Origin of the sequence: Paraburkholderia phytofirmans, from assembly GCF_046028095.1 — a bacterium.
Classification (GTDB): domain Bacteria; phylum Pseudomonadota; class Gammaproteobacteria; order Burkholderiales; family Burkholderiaceae; genus Paraburkholderia; species Paraburkholderia phytofirmans_A.
Window position 1 is genome coordinate 117,330 of sequence record NZ_JAQQDJ010000017.1, and the last position, 24,787, is coordinate 142,116.

The 24,787-nt window shown below is 65.3% G+C and carries 19 protein-coding genes and 2 riboswitches; of the genes, 12 read left to right on the forward strand and 7 right to left on the reverse strand.

The window, feature by feature from the left end; translation table 11 throughout:
- The first annotated feature begins 5 nt into the window (after positions 1 to 5).
- The 8 genes from PQR54_RS34250 to PQR54_RS34285 all read left to right on the forward strand — a co-directional run bounded on the left by PQR54_RS34250 (position 6) and on the right by PQR54_RS34285 (position 11,805).
- On the forward strand, positions 6 to 3,473 hold the full coding sequence (locus tag PQR54_RS34250; RefSeq protein ID WP_408253488.1) for a DEAD/DEAH box helicase: 3,468 nt from the start codon (positions 6 to 8) through the stop codon (positions 3,471 to 3,473).
- A 241-nt stretch (positions 3,474 to 3,714) separates the two neighbouring features.
- Positions 3,715 to 3,963 (forward strand): hypothetical protein, encoded by a 249-nt coding sequence (locus PQR54_RS34255; RefSeq protein ID WP_408253491.1) that lies wholly within the window; start codon positions 3,715 to 3,717, stop codon positions 3,961 to 3,963.
- 73 nt (positions 3,964 to 4,036) lie between these two features.
- Entirely contained in the window at positions 4,037 to 4,849 is an 813-nt protein-coding gene (locus PQR54_RS34260) for a peptidoglycan DD-metalloendopeptidase family protein (RefSeq protein WP_408253493.1), read from the forward strand.
- A 99-nt stretch (positions 4,850 to 4,948) separates the two neighbouring features.
- Positions 4,949 to 5,554 carry a septal ring lytic transglycosylase RlpA family protein gene (locus PQR54_RS34265; protein ID WP_408253496.1) on the forward strand — a complete coding sequence of 202 codons (606 nt, stop codon included), beginning with the start codon at positions 4,949 to 4,951 and terminating at the stop codon, positions 5,552 to 5,554.
- A gap of 865 nt (positions 5,555 to 6,419) precedes the next feature.
- Positions 6,420 to 7,157: a response regulator transcription factor gene (locus tag PQR54_RS34270; protein ID WP_106311440.1), complete on the forward strand. Its 738-nt coding sequence runs from the start codon at positions 6,420 to 6,422 to the stop codon at positions 7,155 to 7,157.
- Entirely contained in the window at positions 7,154 to 8,608 is a 1,455-nt protein-coding gene (locus PQR54_RS34275) for a FecR family protein (protein WP_408253499.1), read from the forward strand. Before PQR54_RS34270 ends, PQR54_RS34275 begins: the two co-directional genes overlap by 4 nt.
- A 66-nt stretch (positions 8,609 to 8,674) precedes the next feature.
- Entirely contained in the window at positions 8,675 to 11,164 is a 2,490-nt protein-coding gene (locus tag PQR54_RS34280; RefSeq protein ID WP_408253502.1) for a CHASE2 domain-containing protein, read from the forward strand.
- Entirely contained in the window at positions 11,161 to 11,805 is a 645-nt protein-coding gene (locus PQR54_RS34285) for a DUF4136 domain-containing protein (RefSeq protein ID WP_408253505.1), read from the forward strand. Before PQR54_RS34280 ends, PQR54_RS34285 begins: the two co-directional genes overlap by 4 nt.
- Before the next feature lie 12 nt (positions 11,806 to 11,817).
- Here the strand turns inward: PQR54_RS34285 and bluB are convergent, their stop codons facing one another.
- Genes bluB through cobA form a run of 5 tightly spaced genes read right to left on the reverse strand, consistent with a single transcriptional unit; the run spans position 11,818 to position 15,605 of the window.
- On the reverse strand, positions 11,818 to 12,477 hold the full coding sequence (bluB, locus tag PQR54_RS34290) for a 5,6-dimethylbenzimidazole synthase (protein ID WP_408253508.1): 660 nt from the start codon (positions 12,475 to 12,477) through the stop codon (positions 11,818 to 11,820).
- Positions 12,461 to 13,759: a cobyrinic acid a,c-diamide synthase CobB gene (locus PQR54_RS34295; RefSeq protein ID WP_408253511.1), complete on the reverse strand. Its 1,299-nt coding sequence runs from the start codon at positions 13,757 to 13,759 to the stop codon at positions 12,461 to 12,463. The genes bluB and PQR54_RS34295 overlap by 17 nt, the downstream gene beginning before the upstream one ends.
- Before the next feature lie 3 nt (positions 13,760 to 13,762).
- Positions 13,763 to 14,365, reverse strand: a complete 603-nt coding sequence (cobO, locus tag PQR54_RS34300; RefSeq protein ID WP_012426872.1) for a cob(I)yrinic acid a,c-diamide adenosyltransferase — start codon at positions 14,363 to 14,365, stop codon at positions 13,763 to 13,765.
- On the reverse strand, positions 14,362 to 14,832 hold the full coding sequence (locus PQR54_RS34305; protein WP_408253515.1) for a cobalamin biosynthesis protein: 471 nt from the start codon (positions 14,830 to 14,832) through the stop codon (positions 14,362 to 14,364). The genes cobO and PQR54_RS34305 overlap by 4 nt, the downstream gene beginning before the upstream one ends.
- Positions 14,829 to 15,605, reverse strand: a complete 777-nt coding sequence (gene cobA, locus PQR54_RS34310; RefSeq protein WP_408253545.1) for a uroporphyrinogen-III C-methyltransferase — start codon at positions 15,603 to 15,605, stop codon at positions 14,829 to 14,831. Before cobA ends, PQR54_RS34305 begins: the two co-directional genes overlap by 4 nt.
- Positions 15,606 to 15,843: 238 nt before the next feature.
- A riboswitch (cobalamin riboswitch) is annotated at positions 15,844 to 16,094 on the reverse strand.
- A gap of 67 nt (positions 16,095 to 16,161) precedes the next feature.
- Positions 16,162 to 16,453, forward strand: a riboswitch (cobalamin riboswitch).
- Between the two features lie 189 nt (positions 16,454 to 16,642).
- Between cobA and cobW the strand changes: the two genes are divergently transcribed.
- From cobW to PQR54_RS34330, 4 genes are all read left to right on the forward strand, one after another.
- Complete coding sequence (gene cobW / locus PQR54_RS34315) at positions 16,643 to 17,734, forward strand: cobalamin biosynthesis protein CobW (RefSeq protein ID WP_408253518.1); 1,092 nt, start codon at positions 16,643 to 16,645, stop codon at positions 17,732 to 17,734.
- A gap of 6 nt (positions 17,735 to 17,740) precedes the next feature.
- Positions 17,741 to 21,544, forward strand: a complete 3,804-nt coding sequence (gene cobN / locus PQR54_RS34320) for a cobaltochelatase subunit CobN (protein ID WP_408253521.1) — start codon at positions 17,741 to 17,743, stop codon at positions 21,542 to 21,544.
- Positions 21,541 to 22,614, forward strand: a complete 1,074-nt coding sequence (locus PQR54_RS34325) for a magnesium chelatase ATPase subunit I (RefSeq protein WP_408253524.1) — start codon at positions 21,541 to 21,543, stop codon at positions 22,612 to 22,614. Before cobN ends, PQR54_RS34325 begins: the two co-directional genes overlap by 4 nt.
- 74 nt (positions 22,615 to 22,688) lie before the next feature.
- Positions 22,689 to 23,297: a vWA domain-containing protein gene (locus PQR54_RS34330; RefSeq protein ID WP_408253527.1), complete on the forward strand. Its 609-nt coding sequence runs from the start codon at positions 22,689 to 22,691 to the stop codon at positions 23,295 to 23,297.
- An 83-nt stretch (positions 23,298 to 23,380) separates the two neighbouring features.
- Here PQR54_RS34330 and PQR54_RS34335 read toward each other — a convergent pair whose 3' ends face one another.
- Together PQR54_RS34335 and PQR54_RS34340 are read right to left on the reverse strand one after the other, a co-directional pair.
- Positions 23,381 to 24,325, reverse strand: a complete 945-nt coding sequence (locus PQR54_RS34335; protein ID WP_408253530.1) for a flagellar brake protein — start codon at positions 24,323 to 24,325, stop codon at positions 23,381 to 23,383.
- Positions 24,326 to 24,562: 237 nt separating this feature from the next.
- Positions 24,563 to 24,787 (reverse strand): hypothetical protein (locus PQR54_RS34340; RefSeq protein ID WP_408253533.1); only part of this gene is annotated, 225 nt, incomplete at its 5' end.

A 24,787-nucleotide genomic window follows, 5' to 3' on the forward strand; every position in this document is an offset into this window, starting at 1 on the left:
CGCTGATGTCGTCAGTTTTCTTTGATCGGGAACGGATTGCAGAATGGCTCGGGGACCACACCGTCGCCAAGGCGCGCTCGGTCGGCCCCGTTGCCAACGTGAAATGGCACGGCGCCACGCTCAGCGGCGACGTGCAGGGCACCCGGCCGATCCCCTACAAAACGCGGGTGCGATTCCGTACCGATGGCGGTTCGCCCTGGGCGCAGGGCGACTGCACGTGTCCGGTCGGCCGCAACTGCAAGCACGTCGCCGCGCTGCTGTTCGCCGAGCTCGAGTACCACGACGAGATGGACCATATCACCCAGGTCGAACCGGACGACAGCGAGACCACCGGCGATCTGCCGCCGAAGCGGATTGCACACATGGGGCACATGGGGCAGCCGGCAGGCGTGCGGCCCGAACTGGTCAGCTGGCTCGAACGTTTTCGCGCCCGCGCCGAGGCCGCGGATGCCGACGCGCAGAAGGCGAGCGCGCCGCGCACGCAAACGCTCGCGTACCAGCTGAACTGGTCCAGCTTCCACAAGCGCCACGAAGTGGTGCTGTACCGCGCGCGCTGCAATGCTGCCGGCGCGGTCGTCGCGGTCGACGAAGCCTGGGGCAATGTGGAAGCGGCGCTGCTCAAGCAGCCCAAGTTCGTCTCCGACGAAGACCTGTCGATCCTGCGCGGTCTGTGGCTTGGCCGCTCCCGTGAAGATTTCGGCCAGTTCATTCTGCGCGGCACGAGCGGCGCGGAGATGCTGCAGAAACTGATCGCGACGGGGCGGCTGTTCTTCGACTTCAAGCCCGCGCCCGGCGAGGCCGGACCGGCCGCGCTGTCGCGCGGCGCCGACCGGCCTGGCCGGATCGAATGGGAGCCGCTCCCCGACGAACGCCTGAGGCCCGTGCTCTGCACCGAACCGCGCGCCAGCATGGTGCTGCCGACCGAGCCGGTCTGGTACGTGGACGGCGTCGCGAACGAGGCGGGCATCGTCCAGTCGTCGCTGCCGTTCCAGCAGTTGCCCGATTACCTCGCCATGCCGCCCATCTCGCTCGCCGAAGCGCCGCTGGTCGCTTCGGTGCTACGCGAGATCGCGCCCGAGTTGCCGCTGCCGCCCACGCAAGACGCGTCCGCGATTCGCGTGATCGACGTCGAGCCGGTGCCGGTGCTTTCGCTCAATAGTCACGCGCTGCCGTCTTCGACGAGCAAGGCGGGGCTGCGTCAATCCGGATCGGTCGAGCTGGCTGGCGTGAGTTTCGATTACGAAGGCGTGAGCATCAACGTGGACAGCAGCGTGACGCTCGTGCCGATGCCGGGCGGCGATGTCATTCATATCCGCCGCCGTTACGAGGCCGAGAAAAAGCGTCTGCTCGAACTGCGCAAGACCGGTTTGCAGAAGGTGCCGACCAGCCGCGTCTACGCCTCGCGCCTGCTGCCCGACACCATGCTCGGTTTGCCCGATGCCGAGGCGTGGTCCGCGTTCGTCAACGACGCCGTGCCGGAGCTCGTGAGCAAAGGCTGGCGTGTGACGATGGCGCCCGAGTTCCGCTACAACGTGATCGAGATCGACGCGATCGAAGGCACCGCGCATCAGGCCGGCGACGGCTGGTTCGATCTCGAGATGGGCATTCGCATCGGCGAGCGCAACGTGCGGCTCGAACCGCTGCTCGCCGACCTGTTCCGGCGCGACAAGCGCTGGCTGGGCGGCGCGCTCGAAGCCATCGCCGACGATGAACCGATCGAGCTGAAGACCGAGGAGAACAAACGTCTGCGTTTGCGCGCCGATCGACTGAAGCCGGTGGTGCGCGTGCTGGTCGATCTGTTCGACGCGCTCGGCGGCTCGCTCGCGGACGGTGCGCCGCTGCGCGTGGCATCCGTCGACGCCGGCCGCCTGGAAGCGCTGAACGGCACGGGCCGCTGGCAATTCCGTGGCGACGATTCGATCCGCCAACTCGCGCAGCGTCTGCAAGCCGGGCCTGGTCTGCGCGAAGTTCAGGTGCCGCGCGGCCTGAAGGCCGAACTGCGGACTTATCAGCACCAGGGCCTGAACTGGATGCAGTTTCTGCGCGAGCAGAACCTCGCCGGTGTGCTCGCGGACGACATGGGTCTGGGCAAGACCGTGCAGACGCTCGCGCATATCCTCGCGGAGAAAGAAGCGGGGCGTCTGACACGGCCGGCGCTGATCGTCGTGCCGACCACGCTCGTGCACAACTGGCGCGAGGAAGCGCGCCGCTTCGCGCCCGAATTGAAAGTGCTGCTTCTCAACGGTCCGCAGCGCAAGGAGCGCTTCGAGCAGATCGGCGAACACGAACTGATTCTGACCACGTACGCGCTGCTGTGGCGCGACCAGAAGGTGCTCGCCGAGCATGAGTATCACTTGCTGATTCTCGACGAAGCGCAGTACGTGAAGAACGCCACCACCAAAGCCGCGCAGGCGATTCGCGGGCTGCGCGCGCGGCATCGGCTGTGTTTGACGGGCACGCCGCTGGAAAATCATCTCGGCGAGCTGTGGTCGCAGTTCGACTTTCTGTTGCCGGGTTTTCTCGGCAGCCAGAAAGACTTCACCAGGCGCTGGCGCAATCCGATCGAGAAGAACGGCGACGGTGTGCGTCGCGCGTTGCTGGCGCGGCGCATCCGGCCGTTCATGCTGCGCCGTCGCAAGGACGAGGTCGCCAAGGAGTTGCCGGCCAAGACCACGATCCTGTGCTCGGTGGACCTGGAAGGCGCGCAGCGCGATCTCTACGAAACCGTGCGCACGGCGATGCAGGAGAAAGTGCGCGCCGCCGTCAGCGCGCAGGGTCTCGCGCGCAGTCACATCATCGTGCTCGATGCGTTGCTGAAGCTGCGCCAGGTGTGCTGCGATCCGCGACTCGTCAGAACGCTCAAGGCAGCCGGCGAGGCGGGCGACGTTCCTGAAAAAGCCGAGAGGACGGGCAAGATCGAGAAGGGCGCACGCGCCATGCGCTCGGCCAAGCTCGACCTGCTTCTGTCGATGCTGCCGGAACTGATCGAGGAAGGCCGCCGCGTGCTGCTGTTCTCGCAATTCACCGGCATGTTGTCGTTGATCGCGCAAGCGCTCGAAGAGGTCGAGATCCCCTACGTGATGCTCACCGGCGACACGACGGATCGCGTCACGCCGGTCGAGCGTTTTCAGAAGGGCGAGGTGCCGCTGTTCCTGATCAGCCTGAAAGCGGGCGGCGTCGGCCTGAACCTGACCGCCGCCGACACGGTGATCCACTACGACCCGTGGTGGAACCCGGCCGCCGAGAATCAGGCGACCGATCGCGCGCATCGGCTGGGACAGGACAAGCCGGTGTTCGTCTATAAGCTGATCGCGGCGGGCAGCATCGAGGAAAAGATCGTCGAGTTGCAGGAGCAGAAGGCCGGGCTCGCCGACAGCATTCTTTCCGAAGACGCCGCCGGCGCCGCCAAATTCTCGGACGACGATCTCGACGCGCTGTTCGCGCCGATGCCGGAAATCGAAAGCGGCCGGTAGGAACCGGTTATCCGGAAAACGATCTCGAAACGTTCCGGCGCGCATGCCGCGCCGCGCGACGTTGCGCCCGTTCGCGGGCGCTCAAATATCTCCACATTTGATGCTGCCATGAGCGCAAGCGTGACAAATGGTCAAGGAACGCCCCGTTCCCGGCGATGCCGTCAACGCTTTGTCCTGACACTCGTTGAACACGCGACCGTGAAGCGGTCATTCAACGCAGTTCGTTAAGGAAATACCGTCCATGAAGAAGCACATTTTCACCGTTGCCGTCGCGGGTCTGTTCTCGATCGGCGCATTCGCCCAGGCATCCAACCCGGTCGCAGCATCGTCGCAAGCAGGCGTGGCTACGCAGGAAGCCTCCGCGCCGGCCGCCAAGCATCACCACAAGAAAAAGCATCACAAGCACGCGCATCGCCATCAGGCGGCGTCGGCTGCCAGCGGCGCGCAAGATGCGCCGTCGAACGACGACGCAGCGCCGGCTAAGCCGTAAGCATCACCCGACGATGTGACGATGCGGGCCGGCGCAGGTCGCCGGCCCGGTTCGATTGATCCGGATCTCCCCGATGAAAACCTGTTCGTCCCGTGTTACCAAATCGGGCTCTTCCGTGCTGTTCGCGTTGTTGCTGGCCGCGTCGTTGACAAGTTGCGCGCTGCCTTCGTCTGGCGCACCGCCGGCACGTCCGACCCATGTTGACGAAGCACCGCCGCCCGCGACTGCATTCTCGAATGCGCCTACGCCGGTGCCCACTTCGCAAGTCCCTGCGGGCTTTTACCGCGTCAACCCCGGCGACACGCAGATCGGCGTCGCCAAGGCGTTCGGTCGCGAGCCTTCGGCGCTCGCGCAATGGAACCAGTTGTCGCCCACGGACGGCCTGCGCGTCGGTCAGGTGCTGCGCGTTGCGCCACCGCTAGTTGCCGGCGCACCGTCTGCAACCGGCGCGTCATCGAATTCACTCGCACAAGCGCGCGCCATCTTCGCGGATAGTCCGAGCGAGCCTGCGTCCGCGAAGGCACGACTCGCGTGGCCGGTGAGCGGTCAGGTGAGCGCGCCGTTCGTGTCGGGCAAGACGAAGGGGATCTTGATAGGCGGGCGCGTCGGCGAACCCGTGCGGGCGTCGGCGGGCGGCCGGGTTGTGTACGCGGGCGGGCGCATCGCGGCGTACGGCAAGCTGATCATCATCAAGCACGACGCCCACCTGTTGACGGCGTACGGCAGCAACCGCGCGCTGCTCGTCAAGGAAGGCGCGGACGTCAAGGCAGGCGAGGTGGTCGCCGAAATGGGCGCGGACGACAAAGGCCAGGCGTCGCTGCGCTTCGAAGTGCGCGCCGACGGCAAGCCGGTCGATCCGCTCAAGTACCTCCCGAAACGCCAGTAACACGGCGCGCTCGCGGCCTCGCCGCTCATCTGCAGTGACCTTGAATTCGAACGGGACGCGGAGCCTGCCGCAGGCAGTGCGCCGCGCGACGTGATGCCTATGATTTTCTCTCCACATTGCTTTGCGGCGGCCCGGCGCGCGTCGGCAGTCCTGCTGCTCGGCGCGCTGTTGGTGCTCGCCGGATGCGCGCAACCGGACGCCGGTCGCGATTCGCTTAGCGGCGGTGCAGCCGTCGATCGCCAGGGTCAAAGTGCAGCACAGCATGCGATGCAAATTGGCGGGTCCCGCGCATCGCACGCATCAGACACCGCGAACGACGAGCCGCCGCCCGATCCACTGGTGAACGACGATACCGCATCGTCCACACCCGCCTGCGCATGCGGCAACACCCTCCGGCAAACCGGTACGGCGACGTGGTACGGCAAGCAGTTCCACGGACGCCGCACCGCGAGCGGCGAGCGCTACGACATGCACGCGCTCACGGCGGCGCATCGCACCTTTCCGCTGGGCACCTGCGTACGGGTAACGGCGCTCGGCGGCGCGCGCTCGGTGATCGTTCGTATCAACGATCGCGGACCGTTCGTGCGTGGACGGATCATCGATTTATCGTATGCCGCCGCGCAGGCGCTCGGCATCGGTTCGGTGGGCAAAGCGCTGGTCACGCTGGAACGCGTCGCGGCGGCACGCCGCTGCATGGGTGCCTGATGCCGGTCGTGGGTACGAGAGGAGCTTGGCCGAACAGCTAACAAATTGATTGATTAAAGGTTGCCGTAGTAATCCGACAATCTGTCCCACAATCGCATCGACTGTAACAAAATGGCTGCGTATGTAAATTCCCCATTGCGAACGCTTCAATTCATACGATTTTCAGCGCATATGGCGCAAGCTCTCCCTCCCGCGCGAATTACGTCCGACGTAATAACTACCTCGCTGCCAGTTACAAAGGCAGTTTTTTCATCTTGAGCTCGATTTTATGACGGGCTAATTTGACTTTACTCGTGCGGCTAGACCCCTTGCGAGCGTGTGATGTTTTGAGCGGCGCGGGCCTTCGGAATGAGGCCGCGCCGCATTTTTTTGTCCGGATCGCGAGCCCTGCGGTTTGACAATTCTTAAACGATTTATTTTGAGACTGTTCCTATACTGACTCGCAAATTGTCAAATCGCCGCGAGCTGAATGTAAGACGCGGCCTGCAAAGACAACGGCGAACGGGGCCAATCACCGTGCGAGCGAGACCAGCCGACCCGAACCGCGACCCGAGCGGTCGATACCAATAAATGGCGTCGCATAGCCGGACCGGATAGCGGCTTAATCGCATCCGGAAAACAGCAGCCGTTTTTCGATTATGATGGCCTTCCCCCTCGATACCTCGGCGATAAAGCGAATCACGCGTCCTAATATCGAGATGGCGGCGGAAGGCCTGAACAGGGCGCAAGGCAAAGGACCACTAGTCGAAAAATGTGCAGCCGAAGATGAAATTGAAAGCCGGATCGTCGGTGCTTACGCCGTCATCCCGGTCATCTGCCGGCCAGCCGGCCACCAGTTACGAAGGATGTCGCGTTGCGGGGTGTTATGAGAATTGCTGTCCTGGATGACGATTCGGCTCAGGCCGACCTGGTTTGCCAAACGCTGTCGGCGGCGGGCCATATCTGTCACGCATACGGTGCGGGCCGCGAACTGGTGCGGCAGTTGCGGCGCCAGACGTTCGATCTGCTGGTGCTCGACTGGAACGTGCCCGACATGTCGGGCGAAGAGGTGCTGCGCTGGGTGCGCGAAAGCCTCTCCGAGCGCCTGCCGGTTCTGTTCATGACGAGCCGCGGCCGCGAAACCGACATCACGTCGATTCTCAACACGGGCGCGGACGACTACGTCGTCAAACCGGTGTCCGCGGCGGTCTTGCTGGCGCGCGTCGGTTCACTGCTGCGCCGCGCGTACCATCTCAAGCCGGCCGCGGCGAAGGAAGTCTTCGGCGAATTCGAATTCGATCTGGGCGCCAAGCACGTGGTGGCGCGCGGCACGACGGTCGCCGTTACGCAGAAGGAGTTCGAACTCGCGCTTCTGCTGTTCCAGCATCTGAGCCGGCCGCTGTCGCGAGCGCATATTCTCGACGTGATCTGGAAGCAGGCGACCGACATTCCGTCGCGCACCATGGACACTCACGTGTCGATGTTGCGCAGCAAGCTCGGCCTGCGCCCGGAGCAGGGCTATCGGCTGACGCCGATTTACGGCTATGGCTACCGGCTGGAGAGAATCGATTCCGCCACGCCGCCGGCAGCGGCCGGCGAACGCCCTGAAGCGGGGGAGGCGTGACGGTTTGCGTTGATGGAGCAGCACGCGGCCGCCTGGTTTCGCCGGGCCGACGCAGCGGCGCATGGCTCGCGGCCGCCGGCCTGCTCGCGATGACCTGTTTCGCGCCGGTGTCGGCGTCCGCGCAAGCGTCGCGCGCGCCGAAACCGCGTGCGAAAGCCGCCGCGCCGGCCTATGTCTCGTATCTGACTCACGCAGGCGACACGCTCTACGAGATCGCCGGCCGCTATATGCGCGACTCGAGCGATTGGGCCGTGCTGAGCCGCCTGAATCATGTGCCCGCGCCACGCCGCATGCCGGCCGGCATCGCGTTGCTTCTGCCCGCCGACAAGCTCAAACAGGAACAGGAATCCGCTCGCGTGATCGCGACCAGCGGACCGGCCGAGCACGCCTTCGGCAAGAACCCCTACGTGCCGCTCGCCGAAGGGACGACGCTCGGCGAAGGCGACCGCGTGCGCACCGGCGACAACGGTTTTGTGACGCTGGAATTGCCCGACGGCTCGCACGTCACGGTGGGGCAGAACGGCCTGCTGGATATCGGCACGCTGAGGCGCACCACGCTGACCGGCGCCGGCGATCGTCTGCTCGAACTGCGCAATGGCGAAGTCGAAAGCCAGGTCACGCACGCGACGAAAAAGGACGACCGCTTCCAGATCCGCTCGCCGTCCGTCGTGGCGGGCGTGCGCGGCACGCGCTTCAAGATCGCCTACGACGGCGACGCGCGAAGCACCGCGGTAGAAGTGCTGGACGGCGCGGTCGGCGTCGACCCGGCCGCGCTCGGCGGTCGCGCTTTCGCGTCGCCGCCCGGCGTGCCGCTGCAAGCCTCCGTGCAACTCGTGAAGGCGCGCTTCGGCAGTGTGACGCGGGCGGGCGGCACGATCGGCGGCCCGGTTGAATTGTTGCCCGCGCCGGCGCTCACGCAGCCGGCCAAGGTGCAGGACGGCAAAACGGTTGCGGTCGACCTCGTGCCGGCCGACCGCGCGGTGGCCTACCGCGTGCAGATCGCGCGCGACGCCGACCAGCTCGACCTGATCCGCGACCAGCGCGTGAGCGAGCCGCACGCGGATTTTGGCGACCTCGCCGACGGCACCTATTTCGTACGCATTGCCGCGATCGACGCCCACGGCCTCGAGGGCTTGCCGCAGGTGTACGCGTTCGAACGCCGCCAGCTCGGTTTGGCCGCGTCGGCGACGCAGCGGGCCGGCAGCCGCGACTATGAATTCCGCTGGTTCGTCAGCCGCGCCACGGTCGAGTCACGCTTCCGTTTCGTGCTGGCGAGCACGGCCGATCTGCGCCATCCGCTCGTGGACCGCACCGATCTGTCGGGCGGTCAACTGATCGTGAGCGATCTGCCGGCCGGTGTCTATTACTGGACGATCGTCGCCGAGCAGTTCGAGAACGGCCGCTTCTATGAAAAGAGCAGTGCGGTGCGCTCGTTTACGCTTGCGCGCTGACGCTGGTAGATTCACGGGGCTGAGCCATGCATCAGCCCGCTTCCTGGTTTCGAACCAAGCAACCCTTTGCCGACCACACCTACGCGCCTGAGCCTCGATCCGCGCGCCCGTCTCGGACGGCGCGCCGGCCGCCGCTTCCTGATCGAATGGGTGGCCATCGGCTGTCTCGGCATCGTGGTGATTCTGCTCAGCTCGCTCGGCCGCCTGAGCGCGAGCGTCGACCATCTGGTCTACGACCGCTTTCTGAGCCTGCGCGCGCAACCTCTTCTGCGCGATCTCGTGGTGGTCGAAATCGACAACGCGAGCATCGCGCAACTCGGCCGCTGGCCATGGCCGCGCAGTGTTCACGCGAAGCTGCTGGAACAGATCGCCGGCGCGAAGCCCGCCGCGGTGATCTACGACGTGCTGTTCACCGAAGCCAATCCGCAAGACGCCGAACTCGCCCACGCGATCGCGCTGAGTCCGACCTATCTGCCGATCCTGCTCACCGCGTCCGATGACAGCGGCCGCCGCGTCGCGGTTGAGCCGGTGGCGCCGCTCGCGCATGCGGCGGCGGGGCTTGGCCATATCAATCTCGAAGTCGATAGCGACGGCATCGTGCGCAGCGTCGCGCGCTACGAGGGCGGCGCCGATTCACGCTGGCCGCAACTGATGGTGCCGGTCGCCCAGGCGGTGGAGCACGGCTCGCTCCATCTGAACAGTTCGCAGCGTGGCCACGCGTTGCGGGAAGCCGAAGCCGCATCCGACGACGGCGGCGAAGGCCGTTTCCTGATCCCATTCGGTCCGAACGCGCAGAACTACACGAAGCTGAGTTTCGCGCGCGTGCTCGCCGGCGATGTGGCGCCGGAGCAGTTGCGCGGCCGCATCGTGCTGATCGGTGTGACTGCGTCCGGCTTGTACGACCGTTTCGCGACGCCGGTGTCCGGCAAGCTCGGCCCGCTGCCCGGCGTGTACATCCACGCGAACGTGCTCGACACGCTGCTCACCGGCCGCGAGATCGAGCCGGTCTATCCGTGGATTCTGTTCGCGGTGTCGCTCGCGCCGCTTGCCGCGTTGCTGGCCGGATTTCTGGTGTTGTCGCCGCGCCGTTCGTTGCTGCTGACCGGCGCACTGTGTCTGCTCGCGGCGGCCGGCAGCGCCGCCTTGCTGTACGGCGCGCGGCTCTGGATGTCGCCGGTGCCGGCGATCGTCGGTCTCGTGGCCGTCTATCCGATCTGGAACTGGCGGCGCCTCGAGATGACGATGGCCTACCTGCGCGGAGAACTGCAACGCCTCGCCGACGAACCCCATCTGCTGCCCGAAACGCCGCAGCGCCGCCGCGAGTTCGGCGGCGACGTGCTGGAGCAGCACATGGCGCTGATGGCGCAGGCCGCGCAGCGCGTGCAGGACATGAAGCGTTTCGTGTGGGACAGCCTCGACAGCATGCCCGAGCCGATCCTCGTGAGCGATGTGCGCGGCGTCGTGCTGATCGCCAATCATGCCGCCAAGGCGCATTTCGCGCGTCTCGGCGCGCCGCTGCCCGAAGGCCGTCCGATGCAAGCCGTGCTCGGCGGCCTGACGCTCGTGAAGACGATCGACACCGATGCCGCCTCCGATGCCGAAAACAATCTGCTCGCCCGCACGCACTGGCCCGCGCCGCTCGATCCCACGCGCCGTGAATTCGCCGCGCTGATGGCGCACGGCGTCGAAGTGCGCGATGCCCACGAGCGCGACCATTTGCTGCGCTACGCCAACTGCACCAACGCGCAGGGCGAGACCACCGGCTGGATCGCGGGCCTCGTCGACGTGTCGGCCTTGCATGCGGCCGAGCGTCAGCGCGAAGACGCGCTGCGGCTCCTTTCGCACGACATGCGTTCGCCGCAGGCGTCGATTCTCGCGCTGGTGGAGATCGAGCGTGCCCGCCGCGAGCCGGTGCTTGCGCGCGGTTTGCTCGAGCGCATCGAACGCTATGCGCAGCGCGCGCTTACGCTGGCCGACGACTTCGTGCAACTGGCGCGCGCCGAATCGCAAACCTATGTGCTCGAACCGGTGAGTCTCGCCGAGTTGCTGATCGACGCGAGCGACGAAGTCTGGCCGCAGGCACACGCCAAGCGCATCACGCTGCACACGGAGACAGGCACTGCCGACGCTGCCGACGACGGCCACTGGATCTGCGCCGACCGTTCGCTGATGACGCGCGCGCTCGTCAACATTCTGAACAACGCGGTCAAGTACAGTCCGCCGGATACGCGGATCGTGTGCAGCCTCGCGAGCCTGACGCCGAACGGCGTGCCGGCGGCGGCAAGGCGCGTGTCGTGCACGATTCGCGATCAGGGCTACGGCATCCCCAAGGAGCAGCAGGCGGGGCTGTTCGAGCGCTTCCGGCGGTTTCACGAAGCCGAGCGGCCGGAAGTGGGCGGCGCGGGGCTCGGCATGGCCTTCGTCAAGACGGTCGTCACGCGTCATGGCGGCGACGTCGAGGTGGCCAGCGAACCCGGCCAGGGCACGGAATTCACGATCTGCCTGCCGGTGCTCGAAGACGCACAATCGGGCGCCTCCTTCACGCCGCGCCCATGACGTATGACCAAGCACCTTATCGAAGCGAGAAGACTGTGAAAGCGATGCTGATCTGTGCCGCGTTGGCCGCGGCGAGTCTCACTGGTTGCGCGGGCCTGAGCGCCGATGTGCATACCGCGGACGCCACGAACGCGGCCGCCGCGCTGCAAGGCGAGCGGACTTACACGATCGCGCGCATGCCGTCGCAGGAGACCAGCGCGGATCATCCGCAATTCGAGAGCCTGCTGATGGATGAGTTGGCGAAGCAGGGCTTTGTCGCGGCGACGGCGGAAAGCGCGCGTTATCTGCTCTCGGTTGCCTACGACACGCGGCCGGCGACGATCGGCGTCAATGAAAACGGCTGCACGTCAGGCGACTGCCAACGCGGGCCCGCCGCACCGTTCTCGCTGTTCGGCGGCCCCGGGTACCGCCATGCGCTGACGCTGCGGTTTTTCGAGCGCGCGAGCGGCCAGGAAGTCTACAAAGTCAGCGCGGTGAGCAGCGATCGCGACGCGGACCCACTGCATGCCATGCCTACGCTCGTCAAAAGCGCCCTCGCCAGATTTCCCTTCGATGCGCCGCCAGATTGGCGCGTGAAATTGCGCGCCGACGAAACTGGCGGCGTGCCGACGGTGACGTCGGTCAAACCGCTTCAGCCGTAACGCGCGTCGAGCTCATTGCGGCGCATCGCTGTCTTCCGGCCAGCGGTTTTCGAACACGCAATCGGCGAGCGGCAGGCGGCTCGCCCAGCGTTCGGTTTCCAGCATCGGCTCGCTATAAAACCGGTCGACGTGGCCGAGACACAGAATCGCCACGGGACGCGCGCCCTCGGGCATGCGCAGCAGCTGGCGAACCGCGTCGACGTCGAATAGCGACACCCAGCCCATGCCGAGACCTTCGGCGCGCGCGGCCAGCCACATGTTCTGGATCGCGCAGGCCACCGACGCGAGGTCCATCTCGGGCAGCGTGCGGCGGCCGAAGATGTGGCGCTCGCGGCCGTCCATCAGCGCCATCACCAGCAGTTCGCCGCAATCCAGCATGCCTTCCACTTTCAGCTTCATGAACTCTTCGCGGCGTTTGCCGAGCGCATCGGCGGTGGCGAGTCGTTCGCTTTCCACCGCGTCATGCAAGGCCGTGCGCAGCGCGGGATCGGTGATCCGGGCGATCCGCCACGGCTGCATGAAGCCGACGCTCGGCGCGTGATGCGCGGCGTCCAGCAGGCGCTGCAGCACGGCCGGATCGACCGGATCGCGCACGAAATGGCGCATGTCGCGGCGTTCGTAGATCGCGCGGTAGACGGCGTCGCGCTCGGAATCGTTAAAAGGCTTCGCCATGGAACAGGGCGGCCGTGAAGGCCGGGTTGGAGGGCCAATAAGCGTGCATGTAAGTCGCCACGATCGAGCCGGCGCGATAGACGGCCTCGCCGGGCGCGTCGCCCTGCGGCCTCGTGGCCGAGCGCAGCGGCGTGAGCGGCGTGTTCAGCTTCGAGTAGTGAAACGTGTGGCCGGTCATCGGCCCGTGCAGGCTGTCGATCTGTTGCATGCCGAGCGCGGTGAAGCGCGTTTGCATGGTCGCGTGGCCGGGCAGCAGGCCGAGCATCGGTGTGGTCACGCCGTGCGTGTCGGTGAGTTGGTCTAGCAAATAGAGCATGCCGCCGCATTCGGCGACGAGCGGTTTGCCGGCGGCCACGTGCGCGTGGACGCTTGCGGCGCTGCGGGTGTTGTTCGCAAGCGCTGCGGCGTGCAGTTCCGGGTAGCCGCCCGGAAGATACAAAGCGTCGGCGTGTTCGGGCAGTGCTTCGTCGGCGAGCGGCGAGAAGAAGGCGACTTGCGCGCCGAGTGCTTCCAGCAGCGCGATGTTGGCCGGATAGATGAACGAGAACGCGGCGTCGCGCGCAACGGCAATCGTCTTGCCGTCCAGCAGGCGCGGCAGGACCTCGGGTGTGGGCGTGCCGAACTCGACGGGCGGCGGTAGTTCGGCCAGCGCGGTGCGGCCCAAAGTGTCCGCGGCGTGATCGAGGCGCGCGTCGAGGTCGTCGATTTCGTCCGCCTGATGCAAGCCGAGGTGGCGATCGGGCAGCGCGATTTCATCGCTGGCGGCAATGTGCCCGCACCAGCGCAACTCCGGCGGCAACGCTTCTTCGAGCATCTGCGCATGCCGCGCGGAACCGACGCGATTGGCGAGCACGCCGTAAAACGGCACCTGCGGCCGGAATTGTGCGAGACCGAAAGCGACCGCGCCGAAGGTCTGCGCCATTGCCTTCGCCGAAATCACCGCGAGCACCGGCACGCCGAACGTGGTGGCGAGATCGGCGCTGCTCGGCGTGCCGTCGAACAGACCCATCACGCCTTCGATCAGGATCAGATCGGCTTCGGCGGCCGCTTGCGCGAGCAGCGTGCGGCAGGCGGCTTCGCCCACCATCCACAGATCGAGCGACAGCACCGGCGCGCCGCTCGCGCGCGCCAGAATCATCGGGTCGAGAAAGTCCGGTCCGGTCTTGAAGACGCGCACGCGTCGCCCCAGCCGCCGATGGTAGCGCGCAAGCCCCGCGGTGATCGTGGTCTTGCCTTGACCCGACGCGGGCGCGCTGATGAACAGGGCGGGGCACGCGGCCATCGCTCAGAACTCCACGCCGCGCTGCGCTTTCACGCCTTGCTCGCGATACGGATGCTTGACGATGCGCATTTCGGTGACGAGGTCGGCGGCTTCGATCAATGCATCCGGCGCGTGACGGCCGGTGACGACCACATGCAGCATCGGCGCGCGCGCGTTGATGACCGACAGGACTTCGTCGAGCGGCAGGTATTCGTACTTGAGCACCGTGTTCAGCTCGTCGAGGATCACCATCTGGTACTCGCCGCTTTCGATCATGCGGCGCGCTTCGTCCCAGCCTTTGCGCGCGGTCGCGATGTCGGCGTCGCGGTTCTGCGTGTTCCAGGTGTAGCCGTCGCCCATTGTGACGAAATCGCAGTTGGCGATTGCGCCGAGAAAGTCGCGCTCTGAAGTGTGCAGCGCGCCCTTGATGAACTGCACGACGCCGAGACGCATGCCGTGGCCGAGCACGCGCACGGCCATGCCGAACGCGGCGGTGGTTTTGCCTTTGCCCGTGCCGGTGTTGACGATCAGCAGGCCTTTTTCGACGGTGGCGTTGGCCTGCTTTTTCTCGTGGCCTTCGCGGCGGCGCTCGGTCATGCGTTGATGCGATTCGGGGTCGGTCTTCATGGCAGGTCCTGTTGCTGTGTGTCGTTGTCTGGGTGTTCGTCTTTGGCGCGAGCGGTAGCTGAGGCGATCGCCACGGTCACGCCTTCATGAACGGTTTTGCGCACGAGGAGTGTGGCGCGAGGCGCATGGCTTATGACAGATTCACCGAGCCCGGCACCGGCGTCGGCCACCGCGCCAAGCAGCGCGCAGGGCTCGCAGACGCCGTCCACGCCGAGGTGCCCGCGCGCTGCCGCCGAAGGCGCCGCGACGGGCATCGCCGCGATCTGTTCAAGGCTGAAGAATGTCAGCGGCAGCGCATGCCGCGCGCAGAATTCGAGCAGGCCCGCTTCGCGGGCTTTGGTATCGAGCGAGGCGACGATACGGATTTCGTCGAAAGAATGCGCGCCGAGCGCGGCGCGCACGGCTGCCTCGATCTGCTCGGCCGGGCTGTGCAAACGGCAACCGATGCCGACGCTCAGCGTTTTCATAGCGTATCCGTTCCGTCCGTGCGCGGTGTCGCGGCGAGTTCCGCCTGCGCCGCCTCACGCGCCAACGCGAGCGACGCCACCCCGCCGATCACCACGATCGCCGGCGACCCGAGTCCGGCACGCGCGACGGCGTCGGCAAATTCATCGAGCCGCGCGAGCGCATGGCGTTGCTCGGGACGCGTGGCCGATTCGATCGCCGCGCACGGCGTGTCGGCGCTCATGCCGGCCGCGAGCAGCGCACCGACGATATCGTTGAGCCGCCGCATGCCCATATAGATCACGAGCGTCATGCGCGTGGCCACGAGCGCGACCCAGTCCGGCTCGCCGCTGCCCGCGCCGTGCCCGGTGACGAACACCACGCCCTGCGCATGATCGCGATGCGTGACCGGAATGCCGATCGCCGCGGGCGCCGCGATTCCCGCCGTGATGCCGTTGATGACTTCCACCTCGATACCCGCCGCGTGCAGCGCCTGCTGTTCTTCGCCGCCACGGCCGAATACGAACGGATCGCCGCCTTTCAAACGCGCGACGCTACGCCCGGCCCGCACATGTTCGAGCATCTGCGCGACGATGCCTTCCTGCGGCGTGGACGGATGGCCGCCGCGCTTACCGACGTAGACGACCAGCGCGTCGGCGCGCGCGAACTGCAGCACCTCGGGATTCACCAGATCGTCGACCAGCACGACATCGGCCTGCGCCAACGCACGGGTGGCCTTGATGGTCATGAGTTCGACGTCGCCGGGGCCGGCGCCGATCAGCCAGGCGCGGGTCATCGCGGCGTGCATGGCGGGCGCCATGTCGTAACAAGCGGGAAAGAGTAAAACGCGAAGGGTCGCCAGACGGCGGACTTTGGGGTCATGCAGTGCTACGGATTCAGGCACGGCGCAATGCGTGGTTCGTGGCGATTCCAGACGGAACTCGCCTACGCGGACACAGTGCGTCGTGCTTCAGCGCCTTCACATCCGTCCCTCGCGGATTCCGGCGGCCGGCGGCGCGATGATGCCCTGAGGTTCGCCGCCTCCGCGTCTGGCCGGTATCCGGGCTGGCGGCCTCACGCGCTTTGCCTTCCCGTCCGCATTCGCTGGAAATTGCCGGACAGTGGCTTAAAAAAACGCATGCGCGGCGCAAGTCGATTCAACATCGCGCCGCAGGTCGCTTACCGTTGCGGGGACAGCACAGGTTGAGCGCATGGCGCGCTGCCTGTTTCCCGTTTAACTGCACACGCGAACGCATGTGCGGGCACCAAACGCGCGCATACGATAGCACATGGCGCCCCGCCCGATAAGCGCTTGCGGCCTGGGTTTCCTTGACGGCACCGGGCTGCGGGCCTACACTCGCACGCACTTTGGTGCTCGTGTGCGCGCTCGTGCGCATGCAGTTAAACGGGAAACAGGGTGCCCACCTGCCATGGACCGGGTCAACCTGTGCTGCCCCCGCAACGGTAAGCGAAATGTGGTGCTAACTGCAGTGTTAAAGCAGTCGATCAGCATCGCGGAGCCGGCTTCGATGTCCACGCGCAAGGCCGCGTCGGCATATCACCACTGGGCGAGAAATCACTCGCCCGGGAAGGGGAAGCGGCGCTTTCGCCAGCCCGGATACCGGCCAGATAACGAAGGACGAACGCCGCGGGGATGCGGCGCTGCGTTCATGACCTCATTCCCGCTTTCTGTTTTTTGTTGTCGCGGCAACGCCGTCGTTCGTCCCCGTGTTTTGATATTGTCGTGGCTGGCCGGGCGCGTGCTCCGTTTGCCGCGGCATAAGCTGAAAACACGCCGGCGTGCACGTGCAACTCCTACGGATGGACCTCACGATGCAAACTCAAATGCGCAAGATCCCCGTCACCATCGTCACGGGCTTTCTCGGCAGCGGCAAGACCACGCTGCTGCGGCATATTCTTCAGCATGCGGGCGGCAAGCGCATCGCGGTGATCGTCAACGAATTCGGCGAGCTCGGTATCGACGGGGAAATCCTCAAGGGTTGCGGCATCGGTTGCGATGAAAACGGCGTCGAGACCGAAGGCCAATTGTATGAACTGGCGAACGGCTGCCTGTGCTGCACCGTGCAGGAAGAGTTTTTTCCGGTGATGGAAAAGCTCGTGGAGCGCCGCGACCAGATCGATCACGTGCTGATCGAGACCTCGGGCCTCGCGTTGCCGAAGCCGCTGGTGCAGGCGTTCAACTGGCCGCAGATCAAGAACAGTTTCACCGTGGATGCCGTGGTCACCGTGGTGGACGGCCCGGCCGCGGCAAGCGGTCAGTTTGCGGATAATCCGGTCGCCGTGGATGCGCAGCGCAAAGCCGATCCGAATCTCGATCACGAGTCGCCGTTGCACGAATTGTTCGAAGACCAGTTGTCGGCCGCCGACCTGGTGATTCTGAACAAAACGGATCTGCTCGACGACGCGCAGCAAAGCGCTGTTGAAGTTTCGATCCGCGAAGAAATTCCGCCGCAAGTGAAGATCGTTCGCGCACATATGGGCCAGCTCGATCTGCATACGTTGCTGGGCCTCGAAGCGGCGTCGGAAGATTCGATCCACTTGCGCCACGACCACCACGGTTCCGCCGAAGATGCCGATCATCACCACGACGAGTTCGACTCCGTGGTCGTGCAGGCGAACGCGTCGTCGCGCGAGGCGGTGATCGCCGCGCTGCAGCAGCTGGTCGAAACCAGCACGATCTATCGCGTCAAGGGTTTTGCGGCGCTGCCGGGCGCGGCGATGCGTCTGGTCATTCAAGGCGTTGGGCGCCGCTTCGACAGCTATTTCGATCGACGCTGGCAGGCCGGCGAAAGCGGCCCGAGCCGCTTCGTGCTGATCGGTGAAGACCTCGATCAGCCCGCGTTGCAACGTGCGTTCGACGCGGCGCTCGGCGTGCCGTCGAGCGTCGAAACGCAGCAGGCGTAAGCGCATATGCATCTGCTGCGCACCACGCCGGGCGGTTTTGTCGACGACACGCAAGGCGTGATCCGGATCGATCAGCAGCCCGCGGATATCGTGGTGCTCAGTTCCGCCGACACCACGCTGTCGCTGCTGGCGAGTGTTTTTCCGCGGCTGGGTGAAGGTTTTCCGAGCGTGCGGCTCGCGAATGTCACGTATTTGCGGCAACCGGCGTCGGTGGATTTTTATCTCGAAGACGTCTTGCAGCATGCGCGCGTGGTGGTGGTCGATCACTTGGGCGGCGAGGCGTATTGGCCTTACGGCATCGAGCAGGTCGTGGCGCTTGCCGAGCGCAAGCAGCAGACGCTCGCCATGTTCTCTGGCGATCTGCAGGAGGATCCGAACCTGCTCGCGCGCAGCACCGCGAGTGCGGATCTGTGCCATCAACTGTGGCGCTATCTGCGTGAAGGCGGCCCGCAAAATGCCGAGGCGTTCCTGCGCTGTATCGCGCACCGCGCCTTCGGCTGGGGGCGCGAACCTGCGCCGCCGCGCGCGTTGCCCGCCGCCACGCTCTACCATCCCGAACGCGACACGCCGACCGTGGCCGACTGGCAGGCGCGCTGGAAACAGGGAGCGCCGGTCGCCGCGATCCTGTTCTACAAGGCGCATCTGCAGGCCGCCAACACGGCGGTGTTCGACGCGCTGATCGACGCACTCGAATCGCAAGGTCTGAATCCGCTGCCGATCGCGATTACCTCGCTGAAAGATGCGATGAGCCGCGACGTCGTGCAATCGCTGTGCGCGCAGCACGATGTCGCGCTGGTGCTGAATACGACTGCCTTCGCCGCGTCCGCGATCGACGACCCCGAGCCGCTCGCGCTCGCCGGCGACGCGCCGGTGTTGCAAGTGATCCTGAGCGGCGGCAATCGCGAGGATTGGGTCAAGGACAATCAGGGTCTCAATTCGCGCGATATCGCCATGCATATCGCGCTGCCGGAAGTGGACGGCCGCATCATCACGCGCGCGATCAGTTTCAAGGGGCTGGCGTACCGTTGTCCGCATACGCAGGTCGATGTGGTGCGTTATCAGCCGGACCTGGAACGCGTAAGCTTTCTCGCCGAACTGAGCCGGCGCTGGTGCCGTCTGCGTTCACTCGATAACGCGGACAAGAAACTCGCATTGATCCTCGCCAACTATCCGATGAGCGAAGGGCGCATCGGCAATGGCGTGGGGCTCGACACGCCGGCCTCGGTGGTCGGCATTCTGTCGATGCTGCGCGCCGAAGGTTATCGTCTCGCGGATTTGCCCACGGACGGTGACGCACTGCTGAAAAAGCTCACCGAAGGTGTGACCAACGATCCAGTCGTGCGCGATCTGCGTCCCGCGCTGCAAAGCCTCGCGCTCGACGACTATCTGGCGCACTTCAACGCATTACCTCTTGAAGCACGCAACGCGTTGAACGCACGCTGGGGCGCGCCGGACCTGGATCCCACGCTGCGACGCGGCCGCTTCATGATCGCGGGCTGGCGTTGCGGACAGGTGTTCGTCGGCATTCAACCGTCGCGCTCGCGCGAACAGGGCGACTACGCGAGCTATCACGACGCCGAACTCGTGCCTCCGCATGCGTATCTGGCGTTCTATTTCTGGTTGCGTCACCAGTTCGGCATCGACGCAATCGTGCATGTCGGCAAGCACGGCAATCTGGAATGGCTGCCCGGCAAGAGCGTCGCGTTGAGCGATACCTGCTGGCCCGATCTGATTCTCGGGCCGATGCCGCATCTGTATCCGTTCATCGTCAACGATCCGGGCGAGGGCAGCCAGGCGAAACGCCGCGCGCAGGCTGTCATCATCGATCATTTGATGCCGCCGCTCACGCGCGCCGAAAGTTACGGACCTTTGCAGGATCTGGAGCGCCAGGTCGACGAGTATTATGAAGCGCTGATGGTCGACCCGCGCCGCTCGAAGCTGTTGCGGCGCACGATTCTGGCGACCATCGTCGAACATAAGCTGCATGAGGAACTGAGTCTCGCGGCGCCGAACGGACAGGACGATGAAGACGCGCTGCTCACGCGCGTCGACGCGTGGCTGTGCGAGTTGAAGGAAGCGCAGATTCGCGATGGCTTGCATACGTTCGGGCAATCGCCTGATGGCGTGCAGCGGCGCGATACGTTGCTGGCGCTGGGGCGTTTTCCGGTCGGCGACGGGCAGGGCGGCAAGGCCGGTTTGATCGATGCACTGGCGCGCGATCTGCAGATGGATCATTTGTTCGATCCGTTGTCGGTGGATTGGTCGGCGGTGTGGGACGGTCCGCGTCCCGATGTGCTGCAATGCGTGAGCGATGCGCCGTGGCGGCACTGTGGCGATACGCGTGAACGGCTGGAATTGCTGGCGGCTGAGTTGCTGCGCGACGTGTGTGGCGACAGAACTGATGCATCTTCCGGGCCGCTTGCCACGTGCTTGCCGCAAGCGGAGCAGGTGATCGAGCGTCTGCGCAACGACGTGCTGCCGCGGCTCGACGCCTGCGGTCCGCAGGAAATGCATCAGCTAAAGCGTGGCCTAGAAGGCCGTTTCGTGCCGCCGGGGCCGAGCGGTTCGCCGTCGCGTGGCCGGCCCGACGTGCTGCCCACCGGCCGCAACTTTTATTCCGTCGACACGCGTGCGGTTCCCACGCAAGCTGCCTGGTCGCTTGGTTTGAAATCCGCCCAGCAACTGATCGAACGGCATTTGCAGGAGAAGGGCGATTATCCGCGCGCTATTGGTCTGTCCGTTTGGGGCACCGCGACCATGCGCACGGGTGGCGACGATATCGCCCAGGCGCTCGCGTTGCTCGGCGTGCGGCCGAAGTGGGCGCCGGGCAGCCATCGCGTGACCGATTTTGAAATCATGCCGATCGAGGTGTTCGACCGGCCGCGAATCGACGTCACCTTGCGGGTGTCCGGTTTCTTCCGCGACGCCTTCGCCAACGTCATGCATTTATTCGACGCCGCCGTGCAAGCCGTCGCCGAACTCGACGAACCCGAACACATGAATCCGATTCGCGCGCGCGTGCTGCGCGAACGCGATGCGCTGATCGCGCGCGGCATGGACGCCGCCGAAGCGCGCAAGCGCGCCGGCTGGCGCGTGTTCAGTGCGCGGCCCGGCGCTTATGGCGCGGGTTTGCAGGACATGATCGACTCGCAGCAATGGCAGACCGACGCCGATCTCGCGAACGCGTATCAGGCGTGGGGCGGCTACGCGTACACGCAAAAAAGCGCGGGCGAAGAGGCGCGTCACGCGTTCGGCGCGCGTCTCGCCGCAATGGACGTGGTGCTGCAGAACCAGGACAACCGCGAACACGACCTGCTCGATTCGAACGATTACTACCAGTTCCAGGGCGGCATGGTCGCCGCGGTGCGCCATCTTGCCGGCGATCAGCCGAGCGTGTATCACGCCGACCACAGCAATCCGGCCGCGCCGCGCGTACGCACGCTGCATGAGGAGATCGCGCGCGTGATCCGCTCGCGCGTGGTCAATCCGAAATGGCTCGATGGCGTGAAGCGTCATGGATACAAAGGCGCGGCCGAAATCGCCGCGACCGTCGATTATCTGTATGGCTACGATGCGGCCGCGCGCGTGATCGCGGATCATCAATATGCGCTCGTGACCGACGCCTATCTGAACGACGCGGACACGCGCGAGTTCTTGCAGCGGCATAACCCGCACGCGTTGCATTCGATCTGCGAGCGTCTGCTCGAAGCCATGCAGCGCGGTTTGTGGCAGGCGCCGGGCGACTATCGCGCGCAAGTCGAACAGCATCTGCTTGCGAGCGAGCAACAGATCGAAGGAATGCAAACATGAATCCAGCGATGAGTGCCACCGCCGCGCGGCCCGTTTTTCCCTTTGCCGCGCTGATCGGCCAGGCGCCGTTGCAGCAAGCGCTGCTGCTGGCCGCCATCGATCCGGGCTTGGGCGGCGTACTCGTCACCGGGCCGCGCGGCACGGCGAAGTCGACCGCGGCGCGCGCGCTGGCTGAGTTGCTGCCGGAAGGTCAACTGGTGAATCTGCCGCTCGGCGCCAGCGAAGATCGCCTGATCGGCACGCTCGATATCGAAACCGTGTTGCGCGACGGTTCGGTGCGCTTCTCGCCCGGCCTGCTCGCCAAGGCGCACCGCGGCGTGCTGTATGTGGATGAAGTCAATCTGCTGCCCGACGCGCTCGTCGATGCGTTGCTCGACGCGGCCGCGAGCGGCGTGAATACCGTCGAACGCGATGGCGTATCGCATAGCCATGACGCGAGCTTCGTGCTGATCGGCACGATGAATCCTGAAGAGGGCGAACTGCGGCCGCAATTGATCGACCGTTTCGGCTTGATGGTCGAGTTGCAGAACTGTTTCGAGCCGCGCGTGCGTCAGGCGATCGTGAAGGCGCGGCTGGCGTTCGATCTGGACCCGCAGGGTTTTCGTGCGGGTTATGCGCAACAGCAGGCGGCGTATGTCGAGCGGATTCGTGCGGCGCGTTTCAAATTGCCGCAACTCGCATTCGACGACGCCGTGCATGCGCATGTGAGCGCGCTGTGCATCGACGCCGCCGTTGACGGGCTGCGCGCCGATCTTGTAATGCTGCGCGCGGCGCGTGCGTTGGCGGCGCTCGAACAGGCTGCCGCGGTGACGGCGGAGCATGTCGATCGGGTGGCTGAAGCGGTGTTGGCTCATCGGCGGCATGTTCGCGAGTCGCCGGCCGAAGGTGGCCCGCGTGAGGGCGACGCCGAACGTGCGGCTTCTTCCGATAGCCGGTCCTCATCCGCGGAAGGCAATGGGCCGCTGCCGGCCGACGCCACCGGCGATAGCGATTGGGGCTATCTCGCGCCCGAGCCGGCCGCGACCACGCACGTCAAGGGCGTCATTCCACTTAACGTAAAAAAACGCTGAGCCATCGGAAGGGCGCCGCCGCTGACTCGCGCAGCGGTTTTCGATGGTTGCAAGGCGCGGGCACAGCTCCCGGTATGCGCGGGCGCTTGCGCGGCGAACCGGGCAAACGCATCGACTGGCTGCCGACACTCACTGCGAAACGCCAGGGCGCGTTGCGCGCCGGGCATCTGCGTTTCGTGCGTGAGGCGCCGCGCGGAGGCGTGCTGCACTGCTTCGTACTCGATTGCTCCGGTTCCATGCTGGCCGGGCAGCGTCTCGCGCTCGCCAAAGGTTTGCTGATTGCCCTGTTCGACCGTGCAAGCGCGGAGCGTGCCGAGGCGGCGCTGGTCTGTTTCGGCGGCGTCGCTGCGGATGTGCGTTTCGGCCCCGCTGTGCCGCGCTGGTGGAACGAGCGCTGGTTGAGCCCAGTGGGCGGCGGAGGCGGCTCGCCGCTGACGGCAGGCGTTCAGCGTGCATCCCAGCTGCTGGATCGCAGCGCACGCCGCAAGCCCGGCCAGCAACGCTGGTTGTGGATTCTGACCGATGGCCGCACGCGTGACCTGCCGGCGCGGCCGCTGGATGCGGACGAAGTGGTGTTCGTCGATTTCGAGCGCGAGGCGATCCGGCTGGGCCGCTGCGAAATGCTCGCCGATGCCTGGGGCGCGCGGCGTTTGACGCCGGAAGAACTGATGCTGATGGGCTGAGCGGCTGAGCGGCTGAGGAAGTGATTGGCTGATGGTCTGATTGACTGAGCGGCACGCGGGCCGTGCTGCTCACAGGCCAGCGCTTATTTCAGGCCGCTCGACCAATACACCACATCGTCCTGACGGTCGAACACGAAGACTTTCATCACCATCTGCTGGGCTGCATCGAGTTGATCGAGTTCGAGCCCGTGCGTCGAAGGCTCGCCTGGGCTGTTGCCTTTCTGCACGTTGCGGATCACCGCCGTGGTTTCGATCTCCGTGTCGAGATCCTTCGACTTCAGGCGGAACGCAACGCGCAAACGGTCGCCGACGGCGCCGAGAGTCCACGAGGCGGCCAGCGACATGCCGAGCGCGCTGATGCCTTTCGCGAGTCCGAGGCCTTCATAGGATTCACCGGTTTCGCCGATGCCGAAACGCACCGCGAGGTGCGCGCGAACGCGGATCGATTTGCGTTCGCGCAGGCGGCGGATCACGCCGGGCTTCGACAGCACGACGTAATCGAACGGCGTGCGGCAGATCGCTTCGATCGTGCAGACGAAACGAAACACCGCATGGCTCGCGATCGCGACGATTTCGATGTTTTCACCGATGCCGAGCGGGAAGATACGGCCTTCGTGCATCGGCGGAGTGACGAAAAGCGAATGATTCGGCGCGAAACCGATGATGCGGCACGGATGCATGGGCGCGCCGCTGCCGAGCTGCGAGCGCACACCGATCAATGCACCGATTTCCAGATGCATGTCCTTGAGCGTCAGTTCGCCGTTGGGATCCGCTTGTGGCTCTGTCTGCAGCGGCGGTTGCGTGGCTGCATCCAGTAAGTCGCCGCGCTGCGGACGGAAGTGCCCGAACAGGAACCTGCACTCGTCCGTGGTTGCCAGAATGGTGCCGCTGGCGAAAAGCAGCGTGCCGTCGGCGTCGACGATCGGCCAGTCGAGAGGTTTGCCTACCGGCACCTGCTCCGGATTCAGGGCCTTCGTTTGGGCTGCGGATGAGGCTTCCTCGACGTGTTCCTCGACTGGATTGTCCATGGTCGGCGGCTATTTAAGTGACGGGATATCTTGGTTGACGGCTGACGAAAGAGAAACTTTAGTTCTTTGCGGCGGTGCCGGCTTTCCATTCTTTCGATGCTTCTGCCAAGTGTGCGCCGGATGTGTGTCGTGGCTCTATATAGTAAGGAGGATCGCTTGGCTGATTTGACGGCGCGGAGGTGCGGCCGCTGATCACCTGGCTGGCGTCACGAGTACGATTGCCTCATGAGTAGGCAATTAAATCGGATGGCTAACTAATTTGCCGGCGTTGTGGTGGTGGTCTGTTTTCGTGTCTCTCAACTTTCTGAAAAATATTGCGCGAAGGGGGTTGACGACCTGTCGCTCGCTCTCCATAATCTCGTTTCTCTGCTGCTGATGCAGCGACGCAGAACGAAGCGGTACCGGGTGATTGTGATGTTGATGGCTGATATCAGAAGCGTGCGGTGCCGGTTTGGTAGTGAG